The sequence below is a fragment of the Micromonospora sp. HK10 genome (assembly GCF_000982955.1).
In the GTDB taxonomy this organism is placed as follows: domain Bacteria; phylum Actinomycetota; class Actinomycetes; order Mycobacteriales; family Micromonosporaceae; genus Micromonospora.
Window position 1 is genome coordinate 1 of sequence record NZ_KQ058834.1, and the last position, 17,146, is coordinate 17,146.

21 protein-coding genes are annotated in these 17,146 nt (G+C 73.2%); 10 read left to right on the forward strand and 11 right to left on the reverse strand.

The genetic code is table 11. From position 1 onward, the window contains the following. Nucleotides 1-12 precede the first annotated feature (12 nt). From LQ51_RS18415 to LQ51_RS18425, 3 genes are read right to left on the reverse strand one after another with little or no spacing between them, the layout of a single operon-like run. On the reverse strand, nt 13-852 hold the full coding sequence (locus LQ51_RS18415; RefSeq protein ID WP_046567406.1) for a sugar phosphate isomerase/epimerase family protein: 840 nt from the start codon (nt 850-852) through the stop codon (nt 13-15). Next, on the reverse strand, nt 849-2,012 hold the full coding sequence (locus LQ51_RS18420) for a dihydrodipicolinate synthase family protein (protein ID WP_052744953.1): 1,164 nt from the start codon (nt 2,010-2,012) through the stop codon (nt 849-851). Before LQ51_RS18420 ends, LQ51_RS18415 begins: the two co-directional genes overlap by 4 nt. Further along, complete coding sequence (locus LQ51_RS18425; RefSeq protein WP_046567407.1) at nt 2,009-3,160, reverse strand: Gfo/Idh/MocA family protein; 1,152 nt, start codon at nt 3,158-3,160, stop codon at nt 2,009-2,011. The genes LQ51_RS18420 and LQ51_RS18425 overlap by 4 nt, the downstream gene beginning before the upstream one ends. A gap of 165 nt (nt 3,161-3,325) precedes the next feature. On the opposite strand from LQ51_RS18425, the gene LQ51_RS18430 reads away from it, so the two are divergent. After that, on the forward strand, nt 3,326-4,324 hold the full coding sequence (locus tag LQ51_RS18430; RefSeq protein ID WP_231605793.1) for a LacI family DNA-binding transcriptional regulator: 999 nt from the start codon (nt 3,326-3,328) through the stop codon (nt 4,322-4,324). Here the strand turns inward: LQ51_RS18430 and LQ51_RS33435 are convergent. Next, nucleotides 4,290-4,535, reverse strand: a complete 246-nt coding sequence (locus LQ51_RS33435; protein ID WP_197087824.1) for a hypothetical protein — start codon at nt 4,533-4,535, stop codon at nt 4,290-4,292. The genes LQ51_RS18430 and LQ51_RS33435 overlap by 35 nt on opposite strands. A gap of 50 nt (nt 4,536-4,585) precedes the next feature. Here LQ51_RS33435 and LQ51_RS34280 point away from each other — a divergent pair, with 50 nt between their 5' ends. After that, nucleotides 4,586-4,717: a hypothetical protein gene (locus tag LQ51_RS34280; RefSeq protein WP_255352240.1), complete on the forward strand. Its 132-nt coding sequence runs from the start codon at nt 4,586-4,588 to the stop codon at nt 4,715-4,717. Between the two features lie 136 nt (nt 4,718-4,853). After that, nucleotides 4,854-5,198, forward strand: coding sequence for a hypothetical protein (locus LQ51_RS18440; protein WP_046567412.1), 345 nt, complete (start codon nt 4,854-4,856; stop codon nt 5,196-5,198). 173 nt (nt 5,199-5,371) lie between these two features. On the opposite strand, the gene LQ51_RS18445 is transcribed toward LQ51_RS18440, so the two are convergent. From LQ51_RS18445 to LQ51_RS18465, 5 genes are all read right to left on the reverse strand, one after another. Further along, complete coding sequence (locus LQ51_RS18445) at nt 5,372-6,214, reverse strand: alpha/beta fold hydrolase (RefSeq protein ID WP_046567413.1); 843 nt, start codon at nt 6,212-6,214, stop codon at nt 5,372-5,374. Nucleotides 6,215-6,380: 166 nt separating this feature from the next. After that, nucleotides 6,381-6,995: a TIGR03086 family metal-binding protein gene (locus LQ51_RS18450; RefSeq protein ID WP_046567415.1), complete on the reverse strand. Its 615-nt coding sequence runs from the start codon at nt 6,993-6,995 to the stop codon at nt 6,381-6,383. Next, nucleotides 6,982-7,464, reverse strand: coding sequence for an SRPBCC family protein (locus LQ51_RS18455; protein WP_046567417.1), 483 nt, complete (start codon nt 7,462-7,464; stop codon nt 6,982-6,984). The genes LQ51_RS18450 and LQ51_RS18455 overlap by 14 nt, the downstream gene beginning before the upstream one ends. Further along, nucleotides 7,397-7,792 carry an ArsR/SmtB family transcription factor gene (locus LQ51_RS18460; RefSeq protein WP_046567419.1) on the reverse strand — a complete coding sequence of 132 codons (396 nt, stop codon included), beginning with the start codon at nt 7,790-7,792 and terminating at the stop codon, nt 7,397-7,399. Before LQ51_RS18460 ends, LQ51_RS18455 begins: the two co-directional genes overlap by 68 nt. A 139-nt stretch (nt 7,793-7,931) precedes the next feature. Beyond that, nucleotides 7,932-9,173, reverse strand: a complete 1,242-nt coding sequence (locus LQ51_RS18465; protein ID WP_046567437.1) for an FAD-binding oxidoreductase — start codon at nt 9,171-9,173, stop codon at nt 7,932-7,934. A gap of 92 nt (nt 9,174-9,265) precedes the next feature. Between LQ51_RS18465 and LQ51_RS18470 the strand changes: the two genes are divergently transcribed. Further along, on the forward strand, nt 9,266-9,613 hold the full coding sequence (locus LQ51_RS18470; RefSeq protein ID WP_046567422.1) for an STAS domain-containing protein: 348 nt from the start codon (nt 9,266-9,268) through the stop codon (nt 9,611-9,613). Here the strand turns inward: LQ51_RS18470 and LQ51_RS18475 are convergent. Continuing rightward, nucleotides 9,527-10,504, reverse strand: a complete 978-nt coding sequence (locus LQ51_RS18475; RefSeq protein WP_046567438.1) for a sigma-70 family RNA polymerase sigma factor — start codon at nt 10,502-10,504, stop codon at nt 9,527-9,529. The genes LQ51_RS18470 and LQ51_RS18475 overlap by 87 nt on opposite strands. A 130-nt stretch (nt 10,505-10,634) precedes the next feature. On the opposite strand from LQ51_RS18475, the gene LQ51_RS18480 reads away from it, so the two are divergent. Further along, nucleotides 10,635-11,456, forward strand: a complete 822-nt coding sequence (locus LQ51_RS18480; protein WP_046567424.1) for an alpha/beta fold hydrolase — start codon at nt 10,635-10,637, stop codon at nt 11,454-11,456. A 93-nt stretch (nt 11,457-11,549) separates the two neighbouring features. Here LQ51_RS18480 and sigJ read toward each other — a convergent pair whose 3' ends face one another. Then, the gene (sigJ, locus tag LQ51_RS18485; protein WP_046567426.1) at nt 11,550-12,482 is read right to left on the reverse strand and encodes an RNA polymerase sigma factor SigJ; all 933 of its coding nucleotides are present in this window, start codon (nt 12,480-12,482) and stop codon (nt 11,550-11,552) included. A gap of 145 nt (nt 12,483-12,627) precedes the next feature. On the opposite strand from sigJ, the gene LQ51_RS18490 reads away from it, so the two are divergent. The 5 genes from LQ51_RS18490 (at nt 12,628) to LQ51_RS18510 (ending at nt 17,135) form a co-directional block, all read left to right on the forward strand. Next, on the forward strand, nt 12,628-13,065 hold the full coding sequence (locus LQ51_RS18490) for a nuclear transport factor 2 family protein (RefSeq protein ID WP_046567428.1): 438 nt from the start codon (nt 12,628-12,630) through the stop codon (nt 13,063-13,065). Nucleotides 13,066-13,118: 53 nt separating this feature from the next. Further along, nucleotides 13,119-13,748, forward strand: coding sequence for an LUD domain-containing protein (locus tag LQ51_RS18495; RefSeq protein ID WP_046567429.1), 630 nt, complete (start codon nt 13,119-13,121; stop codon nt 13,746-13,748). Between the two features lie 147 nt (nt 13,749-13,895). Further along, nucleotides 13,896-14,861: a carbohydrate ABC transporter permease gene (locus LQ51_RS18500; protein ID WP_197087825.1), complete on the forward strand. Its 966-nt coding sequence runs from the start codon at nt 13,896-13,898 to the stop codon at nt 14,859-14,861. Then, nucleotides 14,858-15,688: a carbohydrate ABC transporter permease gene (locus LQ51_RS18505; protein WP_046567430.1), complete on the forward strand. Its 831-nt coding sequence runs from the start codon at nt 14,858-14,860 to the stop codon at nt 15,686-15,688. Before LQ51_RS18500 ends, LQ51_RS18505 begins: the two co-directional genes overlap by 4 nt. Nucleotides 15,689-15,752: 64 nt before the next feature. Then, nucleotides 15,753-17,135: an ABC transporter substrate-binding protein gene (locus LQ51_RS18510; protein ID WP_046567433.1), complete on the forward strand. Its 1,383-nt coding sequence runs from the start codon at nt 15,753-15,755 to the stop codon at nt 17,133-17,135. Nucleotides 17,136-17,146 lie beyond the last annotated feature (11 nt).

The following is a 17,146-nucleotide window of genomic DNA, read 5'->3' on the forward strand; positions in this document are numbered from 1 at the left end:
CCCGATAGGAAATCAGTCGGCGAGCACCCGATCCACGTACCGCGCGGTCATGGTGGCGAGCACCCGGTCCGGGTCGGTGGCCCACACCTCGGCGTTGAAGATCTCCACCTCGATGTCCCCGGTGTACCCGGCGGCCTCCACCGCGCGGCGCAGCGGCGGGAAGTCGATGTGCCCGTCGCCCATCATGCCCCGGCCGAGCAGCACGTCGGCCGGCAGCGGGGTGAGGAAGTCGCAGACCTGGAAGCTCGCGATCCGCGCCCCGGCGCGGGCGATCTGCCGCCACACGTCCGGGTCCCACCAGACGTGGAAGGTGTCCACCACGACGCCGACCTGCTCGACCGGGAACGCCTCGGCCAGGTCCAGGGCCTGCCCGAGCGTGGACAGCACCGCCCGGTCGGCGCAGTACATCGGGTGCAGCGGCTCCAGCGCGAGCCGTACCCCGCGTTCGCCGGCGTACGGCGCCAGCTCGACCAGGGCGTCCGCGACCCGCCGCCGCGCGCCGGCCAGGTCCCGGGAACCGGGCGGTAGGCCGCCGACGACCAGCACCAGGCAGGCGGCGCCGAGCGTGGCGGCCTCGTCGATCGCCCGCCGGTTGTCGGCCAGGGCCGCGGCCCGGCCGGCGTCGTCGGCGGCGGTGAGGAACCCACCCCGGCACAGCGACGACACCCGCAGCCCGGCGTCGGCGACGAGCCGCGCGGTCGCCGCCGCGCCGAGCTCGGCGACCGGCTCGCGCCACAGCCCGATCGCGGGGATGCCGGCGCGCAGGCAGCCGCCCACCGCCTCGGCCACCGACCAGCGTCGCGTGGTGCGCTGGTTGAGCGACAGCCGGGCCAGCCGCGGGTCGGCGGTCATCCGGGCACGCCCGCGACGTCCAGGTACGCGCGCATCCGCCGCGCCGCTAGCTCCGGGTCGAGCAGCAGCCCGGCGGCGTCGGCCAGCCGGAACGCCTCGACCAGGTGCGGGACGCCGCGTCCGCCGTGCAGACCGCCGACCATGGTGAAGCCGGGCTGCCGCCCGTTCAGCCAGGACAGGAACGCGACGCCGGTCTTGTAGTACGGCGTGGGCGGGGCGAACAGGTGCCGGGACAGCGGCACCGTCGGGTCGAGGACCGCCCGGAACCCGGCCGGGTCGTCGGCGTCGAGGCGCGCCAGCGCGGCGGACGCGGCCGGGGCGATGGCCGCGAACGCGCCGAGCAGGGCGTGGCTGAACCGGTCCCCGTCGCCCTCGATCAGCTCGGGGTAGTGGTAGTCGTCGCCGGTGTAGACCTTCACCGTCGGCGGCAGCAGCCGCCGCAGCCGTACCTCCCGGTCGGCGTCGAGCAGGGACACCTTCACGCCGTCGACCAGGTCGGCGTGGGTGTGCACCAGCGCGGCGAACGTGGCGGTGGCCTGGTCCAGGTCGGTCGAGCCCCAGTAGCCGGACAGCGCCGGGTCGAACATGTCGCCGAGCCAGTGCAGCACCACCGGCGCGCCGACCTCGCGCAGCACCCGCTCGTAGACGCGCAGGTAGTCCTGCGGGCCGGAGGCGAGCGCGGCGAGGTGCCGGCTGGCCATCAGCACCGGCGTGGCGCCGCACTCCCGCACGACCGTGACCTGCTCGGCGTACGCGGCGACCACCTCGTCCAGCGTGCCGGGCGGGCCGGGGAGCTGGTCGGTGCCGGCCCCGGCGACGATGCGCCCGCCGCAGGCGGCGGCCTCGGCGGCACTGCGCCGGATCAGCTCGCGGGTGGCCGCCCAGTCCAGCCCCATGCCGCGCTGCGCGGTGTCCATCGCCTCGGCCACGCCGAGGCCCCACGCCCACAGGTCGCGCCGCACGGCGAGGGTCGCGTCCCAGTCCAGGCGCGCCGGGCAGCCGGGGGCGTTGTCGGCGTACGGGTCGGCGACGACGTGCGCCGCCGCGTACCCGATCCGGGTGGCCGGTGGCGCGGACGGCCGGTGCCAGGCGGGCGGTTCCCGCAGCGTCCGCCGTTCGGTGCCGCCGCCCGGAGCCGGCAGCGTGATGCGGGTGCTCACCGCGGGATCTCCTCGATCTCGACGCGCCGCCCCTCGCGCGCCGAGCGCAGCCCGGCCTCGGCCAGTTGCAGGCCGCGCGCGCCGGCCAGGAAGTCCCACGGGAACGGCTCGCCGTCGACGACGTGCCGCAGGAACGCCTCCCACTGGACCTTGAACCCGTTGTCGAAGTCCTCGTTGTCCGGCACGGTCTGCCATTGGCCGCGGAAGTCCTCGGTGGCCGGCAGGTCGGGGTTCCACACCGGCATCGGGGTGGCGCCCCGGTGCTGGATGCGGCACTCGCGCAGCCCGGCCACCGCGCTGCCGTGCGTGCCGTCGACCTGGAACTCGACCAGCTCGTCGCGGTACACGCGGACCGCCCAGGAGGAGTTGATCTGCGCGACGATGCCGCCGGCCAGTTCGAAGATGCCGTACACGGCGTCGTCGGCGGTGGCCCGGTAGGTCCGCCCGGCCTCGTCGACCCGTTCGGGGATGTGCGTGGCGACGTGCGCGGTCACCGCGGTGACCGGGGCGATGATCTGCTCCAGCAGGTAGTGCCAGTGCGGGAACATGTCGACGGTGATGCCGCCGCCGTCCTCGGCCCGGTAGTTCCAGCTCGGCCGCTGCGCGTCCTGCCAGTCACCCTCGAACACCCAGTAGCCGAACTCGCCGCGCACCGACAGGATCCGGCCGAAGAAGCCGCCGTCGACCAGTCGCTTGAGTTTGCGCAGGCCGGGCAGGAAGAGCTTGTCCTGTACGACGCCGTTCTTGATGCCCCGGGCGGCGGCGAGCCGGGCCAGCTCCAGCGAGGCGGTGAGCCCTTCGGCGAGCGGCTTCTCGGTGTAGACGTGCCGGCCGGCCTCGATCGCGGCCCGGACGGCCTTCTCCCGCTGGCCGGTGACCTGGGCGTCGAAGTAGATCTGGTGGGAGTCGTCGGCGAGCGCGGCGTCCAGATCGGTGGTGTACGAGCTCAGCCCGTGCCGGGCGGCGATCTCGGCGAGCTTGGCCTCGTTGCGTCCCACCAGGGTCAGCTCCGGCCAGATCCGGCTGCCGTCGCGGGCGGGCAGCCCGCCCTGCTCGCGGAGGGCGAGCAGGGACCGGACGAGGTGCTGCCGGTACCCCATCCGGCCGGTCACCCCGTTGAGGATGATGCCGATTGACGTGCGCTCCACGTGTCTGTCCTTCCAGGTCGGCCGTGATGACCCTGGCGGCACCCCTGAATGCGCTTTCAGAAAGCGCTTTCAGGGGTGCTACGGTAACCATGGCGAATTCACCCGGTCAAGACGTTCCGCAGGGGGACATCGATGCAGCCACGGCCCCACGTGACACTGGAAGACGTGGCCAGAGCCGCGGACGTCTCCCCGGCCACGGCGTCCCGCGCGCTCAACGGCATGCGGGTCACCCCGCAGCTGCGCGACCGGGTCCTGGCCGCCGCCGGGAAGCTGGCCTACACCCCGAACGCGCACGCCCGGGCCCTGGCCGGCGCCGCACACCGCACCGTCGGCGTCATCTGCCACGACGTCACCGACCCGTACTTCTCCGCGATCGCCGGCGGCGTCATGCGGGTGGCCGGGGAGAACGATCTGCTGGTCATGCTCGCCAGCACCTTCCGCGACCCGGAGCGGGAGGTCGCGTACGTGTCGATGCTGCGCGCCGAACGCGCCCCGGCCATCCTGCTCACCGGCTCCGGCTTCGAGGACCCCCGCTGGGAGCGGGCCCTGGAGGCGGAGCTGCGGCCCTACCTGGACGGCGGCGGGCGGGTCGCCGCGGTCAGCCGGCACCGCAGCCTCAAGGTGGACAGCGTCCTGCCGGAGAACCGGGCCGGCGCCGCCGCGATGGCCCGCGCGCTGCTCGACCTCGGCCACCGCCGTTTCGCCGTGCTGGCCGGGCCGCCCGCCCTCACCACGGTCACCGACCGGCTCGGCGGCTTCCGTGACGAACTCGCCGGGGCCGGCGTGCCGCTGCCCGCGGCGAACGTCGTGGCGGCGCCGTTCACCCGGGACGGCGGCTACCAGGCCATGACCGAGCTGCTCGCACGGGGTCTCACCGCCACCTGCGTGTTCGCGCTGACCGACGTGATGGCCATCGGCGCCTGCGCCGCCCTGCGCGACCACGGGCTGTCCGTGCCCGACGACGTCTCCGTCGCCGGCTTCGACGACATCCCCATCGTCCGCGACCTCACTCCGCCGCTGACCACGGTCGCCCTGCCGCTGCAGCAGCTCGGCGAGGAGGCGATGCGGATGGCGCTCACCGAGAACACCGGCCGACGGCGGCGCGTCGTCCGCCTCGGCGGCGAGGTGGTCATCCGGGCCAGCACCGCCAAGCTGGGCGGGTGACGGCCGCGCCGGCCGGCCTGACCGGCGACGCGGTCGAGACGTACGCCGTCGCGCTGCCCACCATCCGCTCGTTCGGCGTCTCCGGTGGCGCGGTCGCCGTCGCCGGCACGTCGAGCATCCGGGTCCTGGTGAAGGTCAGCGCTGACGGGGTGACCGGGTGGGGCGAGGCCACTCCCATCCGGGCGTGGACGTACGAGAGGGCCGAATCCATCGTCACCACCGTCGACCGCCAGCTCGCCCCGAGGCGAGGTCGCCGACGCGTTGGCCGAGGGGCGGGCGCCGGTCGCGCTGGACGGCGTGACGCGGGTGTCGACCGGGCCGGGGCTCGGCGTCGGCGTCGACGTCGACGAGTCGGTGGTGCGGGAACTGGCCGTGGACGTGCTCGCCCGGTAGCCGGCACCGCCCCCGGACAGCCCACCCGTGTGGGTGGAGGCACCGACCTGAGCCCGATGCAGACATAGCATGTGCTGATGCCCATGCGTCGATGCGGTTCCGCACTTTACCCTGTCGCCGCTCGCCCGGTGACCCCATGATCACCTTTACGCTGGCGGACTGGCTCCTTCTGCTCAGCCTCTGGCTGCTGGCGGTCCAGCCCGCCGCCCTCCCGTTCAGCTACGCCGCCGTGCGCCGGCACCGGCGCCTCGGCGGCGCCCACCCGATCCTGGTGGCGTTCGGCGGCTGGGCAGTCGGCTCCCTCCTCGGCGCCTTCACCTCGGCGTACCTCGCCAACTTGGGGATCGACTCGACGCTGGTGCTGCTGCTGCTCAGCTACCCTCCGGTATGGCTGCTCGCGTGGCTTCTTGCCCGGACGGCGACGGGCGCGGCCTCGACCGCGGCTCGAGACAACGGCCCGAAGAGCGAGGACGACCACTGACGGAGTCCCGAGCGGAGCCGCGAACACCCAAGGGACACTGCTGCCCAACGTGGGCAGCACCGACGCCGCCGGCGGGATCCGGCCACCGCCACAACCTGACCGCCACGACACCGCCCGGCCGGTAGGCCAGGCGGCATCTCGTCCAACACCGTGAACGCTTGTGGTCCCGGCACCTAACCGAGCGCGAGCATCGCCTCGGCGACCTCGCCGACCGCCGCATCGGGGATCGCGGTGGCCGCCTCCTCCAGCACGAGCAGCCGCGCCCGAGGGATCTCCCGCGCGATCGCTTCGCCGTTGCCGACGGGGAAGAACCGGTTCCGGCGACCGTGCACGACGAGCGTGGGGACGTCGACCTCGGGCAGCCGCTCCCGCCAGCGTGGAGTGCAGTCGAGCCGGGAGAAGACCAGACCCAGCTGATTGGCCAGCTGGACCGGTGGTGCGGTGCCGGGGGTGCGGTCCCAGATGCGCGCGGCGACCGCGCGCGCGGCGACGGGGTCGTCGCCGAGGATCTCCGCGCCGGCGGCGGCGAACTCCGCAACCGACTCGCGATCGGCCCAGTCCGGCATCGGACGCGCGAACAGCCGGCCCATCGTCGCCCGGTCATGGTCGGGAAGGTCGTCGTCAGGCGGGCCGGGAGCGACCGGGCGGGTGCCGACCAGGGTGAGCGCCGAGAACGCGCCGGGATGGTCGAGCACGGCCACCTGGGCGACCATCCCGCCGACGCCGATCCCCGCGAGGTGCGCGGGCCCGCCCCCGAGCGCGTCCGCGAGGGCGGCCGCGTCGGCGGCGAGGTCGCGCAGGGTGTACGACGGCGCCTCCGGATCCGTCGTCGTCGACTCCCCGCTGTCGCGCAGGTCGTAGCGCACCACCCGGCGCCCACCGGTGGCGAGGCGCGCACAGAGCGCGTCGGGCCAGGAGAGCATCGTCGTCCCGCCCGCGAGCAGGACGAGTGGCGCGTCGTCGGCGCCGAACGACTCGATGCCCAGCACGGTTCCGTTGGCGTTGATCGTGGTCATCGGATCACCGGGCGATGTCGTAGGTCAGATGGGTCGCAGTCGACGTCGGCAGCACGTCGCGCTGCACGAGCGTGCGCGGCGCCCCGCCGGTGAACAGGGGCTGGGCCCGGGTCGGGCCCGGTGACGAAGCCGTCGAGGGACATTGAGATGTCCGCGATGATGCGGGTCATGCCGGGGCAGACCCGATCCGCCGGCCAAACTCATCGGTCCCCGGCGGCGGCCAGAAGGGATCCCGGCCGATGAAGCCCAGCAGCCGGGTCTGGGCGTCCGCGTCGTCGGGCACCTCGATCCGGCTGCCGAACTGGCCGGAGGCGCGGATGACCTGCTCCATCTGCGCCATCCCGCCGAGCAGTTCGGCGCAGAAGTCGGCGTCCAGCCGATCGTCCTGGCCGGTGGCCCGGGCCAGGTCCCAGGTGTGCATGAACACGTCGGTGGTGTAGAACCGGTCGATCGCGGCGGCCAGCGGCAGGTCGCCGGTGTGCGGGTTGGTGAACTGCCGGCGCGCGGTCGCCGGGTCGTCCAGCACCGCCTGCACCCCGTCGCGGTGCGCCTGCCACGCGCCGACCGGGTCGTCGTCCACCGACGGTCCCTGGGGCAGGTCGACGCCGGCGCCGGCGGCCAGGAAGCCGGGGAACCACTCGGTCAGGTGCCGCACGACGTCCCGGGCGGTCCAGCCGGCGACCGGGGCGGGCACGTCCCAGGATCGGGTGCCCCGGACCCGCTCGGTGAACCGCCCGGCGACCTGCCGGTGGCGCTCGGCCGGCTGCTCAGACAGCGCCATCGGCCAGCATCCGGTCCAGCTTGGCGTAGCCCTCGTCGACACCGACCTCCATGCCGCTGCGCAGCCAGGCGTCGCGGCTGTCGAAGCTGTCGACCAGCGACTGGGCGTGCAGCCGGGTCCGGCCGTCGCCCAGGTCCTCGAACCACAGGGTCTCCAGCGCGACGCCGTCGGGCTCGCCGTCGAAGGTGAACGTCTGCACGATCCGGTCCGGCCGCACCTCGTGGAAGGAGCCGTGGAAGGCGTACTCCGCGCCGTCGTGCACCGAGACGTACCGCCAGCTGCCGCCGGTGGACGCGTCCCAGTGCTCGATCCGGGTGGTCACCGCGTCCGGGCCGACCCAGCGGGCGAACAACGCGGGGTCGGTGTGGGCCCGGAACAGCTGCTCGGGCGTTGCCGCGAAGTCACGAGTCATCCGGATGACCGGCAGCTTCGGGTCCGCCTCGATCGCCGTCTGCGTGGTCTTGTCCATGCGCATTTCCCTTCATCTCGGCCAGGACGGCGTCGAGGCGGCGGTAGCGCTGCTCGACGCGGTCCCGGTGGCGTTCGATCCAGGTGTCCATCAGGTCCAGGGCCTCGACCTCGAGGCGTACCTGCCGGGGCTGCGGTCCGCGCGGCCGGCTGACCAGCCCGGCGTCCTCGAGCACCCGCAGGTGCTTGTAGACGGCCTGCAGCGAGATCCCGTACGGCGCGGCCAGTTGGCTCACGGTCGCGTCGCCCTCGGAGAGCCGGGCGACCATGTCGCGCCGGGTCGGATCCGCGAGGGCGGCGAAGGCCCGGGAGAGCACGTCCGTGGTCATCGTCCCCCCTTTCAACCTGAAAGTTGAAAGCAGCGTATCCTCGGCCGGTGCGGCTCGTCAACCATGTGGTTGAAAGCAGAGTTCGGGGGTCCAGCGGCGGCTGTTCGCCCGGCGCGTCCCGCACCGGCCCGGCCGGCAGCTAGGCGGATGCCGCCACGGCGGCGGGCGGTACGGCGAGGCCGAAGACGTTGTCCGGGTCGTGGGCGGCCTTGACCCGGCGCAGCGCCGCCCAGTTCGCCGGGGTGAACGCCGCGGCGGTACGGGACGGGTCGTACAGGAAATTGAGGAAGGCGCTGCCCAGGCCGCACCGGTCCAGCGCCGTCGCGGTGCGCGGCGAGGGAACCGTGTCGAGGATGACCGACAGCGGTGCGTCCCGGTGCGCGGCGGCCCCGCGGTCGCGCGCGATGCGCCCACCCCAGTGGCGGATCTCGACCGTGGCGTCCGGCTCGGCCACCAGCGCGGCGACGAGGTCGTCGTCGAGCGACCGGACCTGGTCGAAGGTGCGGGGGAAGGCGCCGCCCATGGCCGCGTCCGGATAGTCGACGACCCGCATGTCGTCGGTGACGGCGGGCCCGGCGACCCGCCACAGCGGGGCCAGCAGCGCCCGGCCACGGTCGGCGTCACCGGCGTACATGGCCTTGACCACGAGCGAACCGTCGCGGGTCAGCAGCACCGCCGTGCTGAGCTCGTCCGGCACCCGCTCGATCCACCGACGGTAGTAGGCGAGGGTCTCGGCGGCCCGGTCCCGGCCGAAGGTGACCGCGCCCGCGTACACCGTGGAGACCGGGTAGAGGCGGATGTCCAGGGCGGTGACCACGCCGTAGGAGCCGCCCCCGCCGCGCAGCGCCCAGAACAGGTCGGGGTGGTGGTCGGCGTCGGCGGTCACCAGCCGGCCGTCGGCGGTGACCACCCGGGCCCGCAGCACGCTGTCGGCGGCCAGCCCGTGCCGGCGGGCCAGCCAGCCCAGCCCGCCGCCGAGCGTGTAGCCGACCACGCCCACGTCGGGCGCCGAGCCGGCCAGCCCGGCCAGCCCGAACGGCGCGGCCGCCCGCAGCACGTCGCCCCACCGGGCGCCCGGGCCGACCCGGGCGACCCGCCGGACCGGGTCGACCAGGACCGTGGCCATCGCGCCGGTGTGCAGCAGCAGCGCGCCGTCGTGCGCGCGGTGGGTGCCGTGGCCGGTGGCCTGGACGGCGAACGGCAGCTCGTGCCGGCGCGCGGCCAGCACCGCCTTGCGTACGTCGGTGGCGTCGGCGGCCCGGACCACCGCGGCGGGGTGCGGGTCGAGGGTCGGGTCGAGGGGCCGGCGGTGCGCGTCGTAGCCGTCGTCGCCGGGCAGGAAGACGGGTCCGCTGGTACGCAGCGTCTCTCGGATGCTCATGCCGGTCAGACCCGCGGCCCGGGGCGGATTCATCGGTATCGGCGGCGATGAGTTCCGCCCGGTCCGCCGGTCCTATCGGTGTGGCGGCTGCCGTGATCTCCTTCACCGTCGGCGCGGCGGTGGCCCGCGCCGACATCCCCGTCCTCTGCGCCGACCTGGCCGACCTGCTGCGCGGGCGCCCACCCGGGACCGTCGCGTGCGACGTGGCCGCCGTGGCCGCACCCGACGTGGTGACCGTCGAGGCGCTGGCCCGGCTGGGGTTGACCGCCCGCCGGCACGGCTGGCGGCTGGTCGTGCGGGACGCCGGCCCGGCGCTGCGGCGGCTGCTGGCCCTGCTGGGGCTGGCCGAGGTGTTAGCCGAGCCGGGCCGGCAGCCCGAACAGCGGGAAGAGCCGCTCGGTGTCCAGGAAGTTGGTGATCTCGGCGATCCGCCCGGCTGACACCCGCAGCACGGTCAGGCCCCACGGCTCGTGCCCGACGCCGGTCTGGCTCGGCCGGTACTGCGCGAACGCCGGCATCCCGTTGGCCACCACCGGGACCAGGCGGGAGCCCCGGCAACCGCTGCCGGTGCCGGTCATCCAGGCCAGGATGTCCTCGGTGCCGTGCAGCCACAGCGGCACCGGCGGCATGGACAGCGTCACGTCCTCGTGCAGCAGCGTGGTCAGCGCCGCCAGGTCGTACGCCTCGAACGCCCGCACGTAGCGGGCGAGCAGCGCCTGCTGCTCGTCGTCCATCGGCTGGTACACGTCCGCGCTGGTGTCGGCGGCCGCGAGGGTGGCGCGGGCCCGTTGCAGGGCGCTGTTGACGCTCGCCACCGACGTGTCGAGCAGCTCGGCGACCTCCTGGGCCGACCAGGCCAGCACCTCACGCAGGATCAGCACGGCCCGCTGCCGCGCCGGCAGGTGCTGCAGGGCGGCCACGAACGCCAGCCGGACCGACTCGCGGGCGGCGATCACCTCGGCGGGGTCGCTGCGCTCCGGCAGGATCCGGCCGTCGGGTGCCGGACCGACCCAGATCTCCTCGGGGCGCGGCTCGCCCGGGTCGCCGGCGTGGCCGGAGCCGGCGGGGCCGAGGTCCATCGGCAGGATCCGCCGCTGGGCGCTGCCCAGCATGGTCAGGCACACGTTGGTCGCGATCCGGTAGAGCCAGGACCGCAGCGCGGCCCGCCCCTCGAACCGGTCGTAGCCGCGCCAGGCCCGGATGAAGGTCTCCTGCACGGCGTCCTCGGCCTCGAAGACCGAGCCCAGCATGCGGTAGCAGTAGCCGGTCAGCTCCGAGCGGTACGCCTCGAGCTGCGCTTCCACGGGTGCACTCGTCGCCACGTCCGTCACCCGCACCAATCTAGCCGAGCCCGCGCCGGCCGGGGGTCACGAAACTCGCCGCGCCGGCACCGATGAGTTCCGGGCGGCCGGCTGGTCAACACCGGCGTCCGTACGCACCAGACGACCGGAGGAACCCATCATGACCACGACCGAGCAGCCCACCGGCACCGGGCAGTACGCCGACGTCAACGGCATCCACCTCTACTACGAGACCCACGGCACCGGCCGGCCGCTGGTCCTGCTGCACGGCGGTCTCGCCTCGGGGGAGATGTTCGGGCCGGTCCTGCCCGCGCTGGCCGACCACCACCAGGTCATCCTGGTCGACCTGCAGGGCCACGGCCGCACCGCCGACATCGACCGGCCGATCGACGTCACCCTGATGGCCGGCGACGTCGCCGCGCTCATCGAACACCTCGGACTGCACAAGCCGGACGTCGTCGGCTTCTCCCTCGGCGGCGGCGTCGCGCTGCAGGTCGGGATCCAGTACCCGCACCTGGTCGGCCGCCTGGTCGCGGCGTCGGCGCACGTGCGCCGCGACGCGATCCACGCCGAGCTGCTCCAGCAGCAGGGCCAGGTGAACGCGGCCGCCGCCGAGTTCATGAAGGACACCCCGATGTACGAGCTCTACCAGCGGGTGGCCCCGCGTCCGGAGGACTTCCCGCGGCTGCTCGACAAGATCGGCGCGGCGATGGCGAAGGACTACGACTTCACCGAGCAGATCCGCGGCCTGCAGGTGCCGACGCTGATCATGGCCGCCGACGCGGACATGGCCCCGCCGAGCCACTACGTCGAGGTGTTCAAGCTGCTCGACGGCGGCCTGCGCGACGGCGGCTGGATGGGGGAGAACCGGCCGAAGGGCGGGCACGCGCTGGCCATCCTGCCCGGCGTGACCCACTACGACATCGCCGACTCGCCGCTGTTCGCCGCGGCCACCCTCGCCTTCCTCGACAAGCAGGCGTGAGCCGTCGTCGCGCCGCCCGGCGGCCCCCGGGCCGCCGGGCCGGCTCCCCCGCGCCGGGTCCCGCACCGCGCGGCCCGGCGCGTCGCCCGGCGCTCACCCGACCCACGGTCGGATCTTGTCGGGGTTGAGGACCGCCCAGATGCGGGTGATCCGCTCGCCGACGACGTGGAACGCGTACACCGCCACGGTGACCCCGTCCCGCTGCGCGACCAGACCCGGCTGACCGTTGACCGTACGTTCCAGCAGCGTCACGCCGGCCGCCCGGACACCCAGACCGGCGAAGAAGCGCGCGACCTGCCCGCCCCCCACGACCGGCCGCGGTTCGGCGGTGACCAGGCCGCCACCGTCGCCGGTCGCCGAGACGTCGGGGTCGAGCAGCCCGACGAGCGCGGCGATGTCCCCGGCCTCCCAGGCCCGCTTGAAGGTCCGGACGACGGCGGCCTGCCGGGCCGGGGGAGCGGCGTCCGGCGACCCGCCGCGGAGGCGACGGCGGGCCGAGGAGGCCAACTGGCGGCACGCCGCCGGGGTACGCCCGACGATCTCGGCCACCTCGGCGAAGGAGTAGCGGAACACGTCGTGCAGGACGAACGCGACGCGCTCCGCCGGGGTCATCGCCTCGAGCACCACCAGGAAGGCCATGCTCACCGACTCGTCCAGGGTGACCCGGTCGGCCGGGTCGACGCCGGCGCCACCGGCCCGCCCGCCGGTCCACTCGGCCGGCTCCGGCACCGGCTCCGGGATCCACTGGCCGACGTACCGCTCACGCCGGGCCCGCGCCGAGCCCAGCACGTCGAGGCAGACCCGGCTGGCGACCCGGCTCAACCAGGCGCCGGGCGAGGCGATCGCGTCCCGCTGCGCGTCGGAGAGGGCGTACCAGCGGGTGTAGGTCTCCTGGACGGCGTCCTCCGCCTCGGCCAGCGAGCCGAGCAGCCGGTACGCGAGATCGATCAGCTGCCGCCGCTCGCGCACGATCGCGCTCAGCCGCGGGTCGGGCCGGCGGTGTCCGGGACCGGATCGGGTGGTCATCGTGCCGTCAGCTCCCTCGCTCGCGTTGATCCTCACGGGTCCGACGAGGCAGCGCACCGGAGTGTGAGGGCGGGCACCCCGCCTGACACCCCGGGGACCTGCGTCGTCGGACGAGTCGAGGACCACCCGAGGCAAGGAGAAACCGATGAGCGACTTCCAGAGCATCGCCGACCGCGTCGAGATCGAGGCGCTGCGCGGCGAGTTCACCGACGCGGTGATGATGCGCGACCGTGCCCGCCTCGCCTCGCTGTTCACCCCGGACGGGGTGCTGCGCATGCCCAACATCCCCGCCGAGCAGGTCGGCCGGGAGGAGATCCGCGCCGGTGGCGAACGACTGCAGGCGCAGTGGGACTTCTTCGTGCAGAACACCCATCCCGGCGTCATCGAACTCGACGGCGACAGCGCCACCGGCCGCGCGTACCTGCACGAACTGGCCCGCACCCTCGACGGCCGCCAGGGGCAGAACTTCGCCGTCTACCACGACCGCTACCGGCGTACGCCGGACGGCTGGAAGTTCACCGAGCGGGTCTACGAGGTCCGGTACCTCGACACCACCCCGCTGGCCGGCTCGGCACCGAGCTGACGTCCACCGCGCGCAGCTGCCCACAGCACCCGACGAGCAACCCAGGAGGAACCATGACCACCTCGGCTCCGACCACGCCCTACGCCGAACCGGCCTCCGCGCGAAGCCTGGAGCGGGCCGCCGCCGCGCTGACCGCGCACGGCTTCACCGTCGAGCTCCTCGACGACGTCGCCGCCGCGCGGGCCCGCGTCGCGGACCTGATCCCCGCGGGCGCCAGCGTCTTCACCGCGGCCAGCGAGACCCTCCGCCGGTCCGGCATCGACCGGGACATCAACGCCGGCGGGCGGTACGAGGCCTTGAAGCCACGCCTGCTCGCCCTGGACCGGGCCACCGCGGCCGAGGACATCCGGCGCCTGGCCGCGAGCCCCGATGTCGTCGTGGGCAGCGTCAACGCGGTCACCGAGACCGGGTCCCTGGTGGTCGCCTCGGCCAGCGGAAGCCAACTACCGGCGTACGCGGGCGGCGCGGCCCGCGCCATCTGGATCGTCGGGGCGCAGAAGGTGGTGCCGGACCTGGACACCGCGCTGCGCCGCGTCGAGGAACACGCGCTCCCGCTGGAGAGCGCCCGGGCCCAGGCGGCGTACGGGCAGCCCAGCGCCATCAACCGGCTGCTCGTGCTCAACGCCGAGCCGCACCCCGGACGCGCCGTCGTGCTGCTGCTGCGCGAAGCCGTCGGCTTCTGAGACCAGGTCGCGCCCGCCGGCGGTCACGGGGCCGCCGGCGGCCGACGACGAACGCGGGCGGTCGCCCCGGCGACGCGCCGCCGTCGGTGGAAAGAACTTCCAGCTCCCGGTCCTGCACAGAAGGATTTCTTTCGGTACTGTGCTGCCGTGCCACCCCCTCCGACCGTCGTCAATGCCCCACCCGACGACCGCACCCCCACCGCCGATTCCGTCCGCCCCACCGTCCGGCGTGACCCGGCACGCCGCATCGAGACCGGCCTCGGCTGGCTGCTGCTGCTGCCGTCCGTGGTCGTCTTCGGGCTCTTCGTCTTCTGGCCGCTGGGCCGCACCCTCTACCTGTCCGTGCACGGCAACGACCTGTTCGGCGCCCCGTCGGTCTACGTCGGCGCCGAGCACTACCGGGAGATGCTCTCCGCCGAGTTCGGCCGGGTGCTGGTGACCACCGGCCTGTTCACCCTCTTCTCCGTGCTGCCCGCCGTCCTCGGCGCGCTGGTCGTGGTGCTGCTGCTGGAGGCCCGCATCCGGGGCGTACGCGTGCTGCGCACCGCGTTCGCGCTGCCGTTCGCGTTCTCCGTGGCGACCGCGTCGGTGGTCTTCGCGATCATCTACAACCCGGCGATCGGCGTGGCCAACGGCCTGCTCGGCTCCGTCGGGATCGACCGGGTCAACTGGCTCACCGACCCGTCGATCGCGCTGCCCGCGGTGGCCGCCGCGACGGTCTGGATGAACTTCGGCTACAACGTCCTGGTGCTCTCCGCCGGCGTCGCGGCGATCTCGCCCGAGGTGGTCGAGGCGGCCCGGCTGGACGGCGCGACCGGCTGGCGGCTGGCCTCCCGGATCACCATCCCGCTGCTCTCGCCGCAGCTGTTCTTCCTCATCGTGGTCTCCACCATCCACGCGTTGCAGAGCTTCGGGCAGATCCACATCCTGACCAAGGGCGGCCCCGACCAGGCCACCACGACCCTGGTCTACTCGATCTACGAGAAGGCGTTCGCCTTCGGGTCCTCCGACTTCGGATCAGCCAGCGCGCAGGCCGTGGTGCTGCTGGTCGTCATGCTCGGCTGCACGGCCGTCCAGTTCGGCGTCCTCGAACGGCGGGTCCACTACCGATGAAGAAACTCAGCCTCGGGCAGATCGCCGTCTACGTCGTGCTGGGCCTGGCCGCGATCCCTGTCCTGTTCCCCATCTACTACGGCTTCGTGGGCGCCGTGATGGGCCCCGGTGACCTGGCCACCTACCCGCCGGCGCTGGTGCCGCACGAGCTGCACTGGCAGAACATCACCGACGTGTTCCGCTCGGTGCCGCTCGGCCGCTTCTACGTCAACTCCGCCGTCCAGACCGGGCTCATCACCCTCGCGCAGGTGGTCACCAGCATCCTGGCCGCGTACGCCTTCGCGTTCCTGCGCATGCCGGCGAAGGCCGCGACGTTCGGGCTTTTCCTGGCCACCCTCATGGTGCCCTGGGAAGCCATCATCATTCCCAACTACCTGGCCATCTCCGGCTGGGGCCTGGCCCGGGGCGGGCTGACCTACCTCGGTCTCGTGCTGCCCTTCCTGGCCTCGGCGTTCGGCACCTTCCTGCTGCGGCAGGCCTTCCTGCAGTTCCCCACCGAGCTGCGCGACGCCGCGGTGATCGACGGGTGCGGGCACTGGCGCCTGCTGTGGCGGGTCATCGTGCCGCTGTCCAAACCGTCGATCGCGGCGGTCGGGGTCTACGTCTTCCTCTCGGCGTGGAACCAGTACTTCTGGCCGCTGATCCTGATCCGCGACTCCGACTACCAGACGCTGCAGATCGGCATCTCGCAGCTCAACGACTCCGAGGTGGCCCAGCCGGGCCTCGTCCTCGCCGGCGTCGCGCTGTCCCTGCTGCCCACCCTGGCCGTCGTGCTCTTCGGCCAGCGCTACATCGTCCGCGGCCTCACCGCCGGCGCGGTGCGTTAATTCTCAAAGCTGCGTTAATTCTCAAAGAGGAGAAACCGTGAGACAACCTAGGCTCCGCCGGAGCATGAGCGCCTTCGTCGCACTGGTCGCTGCCGCCGCGCTGACGGCCTGCGGTGGCTCCGGGTCCGGCACCGACTCCGGCAAGGACGCCCTCGAGGCGCCCGGCGCGGAGGTGCTCGAGAAGGCCACCGACAAGACCACCATCGAGTTCTGGCACGGCATGAAGGGCGCCAACGCCGCGGCGATCGACAAGCTGGTCGCCGACTTCAACGCCCAGAGCGGCGGCAAGGCCGAGGTCAAGCCCATCTACCAGGGCAACTACGACGAGACGATCGCCAAGTACAAGGCCTCGGTGCAGCAGAAGAACACCCCCGCGCTGGTGCAGATCTACGACATCGGCTCCCGGTTCATGGTCGACTCCAAGCAGACCGTGCCGATGTACAAGTTCATCGACAAGGACAAGTTCAACGCCGGCGACATCGAGCCGAACATCGCCAACTACTACTCGATCGACGGCAAGCTCCAGTCGATGCCGTTCAACACCTCCACGCCGCTGCTGTACCTGAACAAGGAGGCGTTCGAGAAGGCCGGCCTCGACCCGACGAAGCCACCGAAGAACCTCGACGAGATCGGGGAGATGGCCAAGAAGCTGACCGTCAAGGACGCCGGCGGCAAGACCGTCCGGTACGGCTTCGGCGCCGCCATCTACGGCTGGCTGCTGGAGCAGTTGATCGCCACCGACGGCAAGGAGTACTGCGACAACGGCAACGGCCGCAAGGGCCTCGCCACCAAGGTGCAGTTCGACCAGGAGACCGGCGTACGCGTCGCGCAGTGGTGGGCCGACCTGGTGAAGGGCGGCTACGCGACGAACACCGGCCGCAAGACCGACGACGCCCAGGCCGCCTTCAAGGCCGGCACGGTCGCCATGCACCTGGAGTCCACCGGCGCCATGCGCGGCTACATCGACGCGGCCAAGGGCAAGTTCACCGTGCTCACCGCGCCGTACCCGAAGGCGAGCAGCACCGCCACCGGCGGTCCGATCATCGGTGGCGCCTCGCTGTGGATCAACGGGGCCGGGCACAGCGACAAGGAGAAGCGGGTCGCCTGGGAGTTCGTGAAGTTCGCCTCGAGCCCGGAGCAGCAGGCCAAGTGGCACACCGGCACCGGGTACGTGCCGGTCAACGCCAAGGCGCTCGACGAGCAGATCGACAAGGACTGGGTGGCGCAGTACCCGCAGTTCAAGACCGCCGTGGACCAGTTGCACGCGCTGCCGCCGTCGGTCGCCTCGGCCGGCTGCCTGCTCGGCGTGATGCCGCAGGCCCGCAAGGCGGCCGAGGACGGCCTGGAGGCCGCGATCGTCGGCAGCAAGCCCGCCGACCAGGCCATGAAGGACGCCGCCGCGAGCGTCAAGGGCGCGATCGACAGCTACAACAAGTCGGTCAGCTGACCGCTCTCGGC

Coding starts and splice junctions, on each gene's coding strand:
- LQ51_RS18490 (WP_046567428.1), top strand. CDS start 12,628: ATGAGCGACTTCCAGAGCATCGCCGACCGCGTCGAGATCGAGGCGCTG.
- LQ51_RS18495 (WP_046567429.1), top strand. CDS start 13,119: ATGACCACCTCGGCTCCGACCACGCCCTACGCCGAACCGGCCTCCGCG.
- LQ51_RS33435 (WP_197087824.1), bottom strand. CDS start 4,535: ATGGATTCGGCCCTCTCGTACGTCCACGCCCGGATGGGAGTGGCCTCG.
- LQ51_RS18480 (WP_046567424.1), top strand. CDS start 10,635: ATGACCACGACCGAGCAGCCCACCGGCACCGGGCAGTACGCCGACGTC.
- LQ51_RS18465 (WP_046567437.1), bottom strand. CDS start 9,173: ATGAGCATCCGAGAGACGCTGCGTACCAGCGGACCCGTCTTCCTGCCC.
- LQ51_RS18440 (WP_046567412.1), top strand. CDS start 4,854: ATGATCACCTTTACGCTGGCGGACTGGCTCCTTCTGCTCAGCCTCTGG.
- LQ51_RS18460 (WP_046567419.1), bottom strand. CDS start 7,792: ATGACCACGGACGTGCTCTCCCGGGCCTTCGCCGCCCTCGCGGATCCG.
- LQ51_RS18505 (WP_046567430.1), top strand. CDS start 14,858: ATGAAGAAACTCAGCCTCGGGCAGATCGCCGTCTACGTCGTGCTGGGC.
- LQ51_RS18455 (WP_046567417.1), bottom strand. CDS start 7,464: ATGGACAAGACCACGCAGACGGCGATCGAGGCGGACCCGAAGCTGCCG.
- sigJ (WP_046567426.1), bottom strand. CDS start 12,482: ATGACCACCCGATCCGGTCCCGGACACCGCCGGCCCGACCCGCGGCTG.
- LQ51_RS18415 (WP_046567406.1), bottom strand. CDS start 852: ATGACCGCCGACCCGCGGCTGGCCCGGCTGTCGCTCAACCAGCGCACC.
- LQ51_RS18450 (WP_046567415.1), bottom strand. CDS start 6,995: ATGGCGCTGTCTGAGCAGCCGGCCGAGCGCCACCGGCAGGTCGCCGGG.
- LQ51_RS18445 (WP_046567413.1), bottom strand. CDS start 6,214: ATGACCACGATCAACGCCAACGGAACCGTGCTGGGCATCGAGTCGTTC.
- LQ51_RS18510 (WP_046567433.1), top strand. CDS start 15,753: ATGAGCGCCTTCGTCGCACTGGTCGCTGCCGCCGCGCTGACGGCCTGC.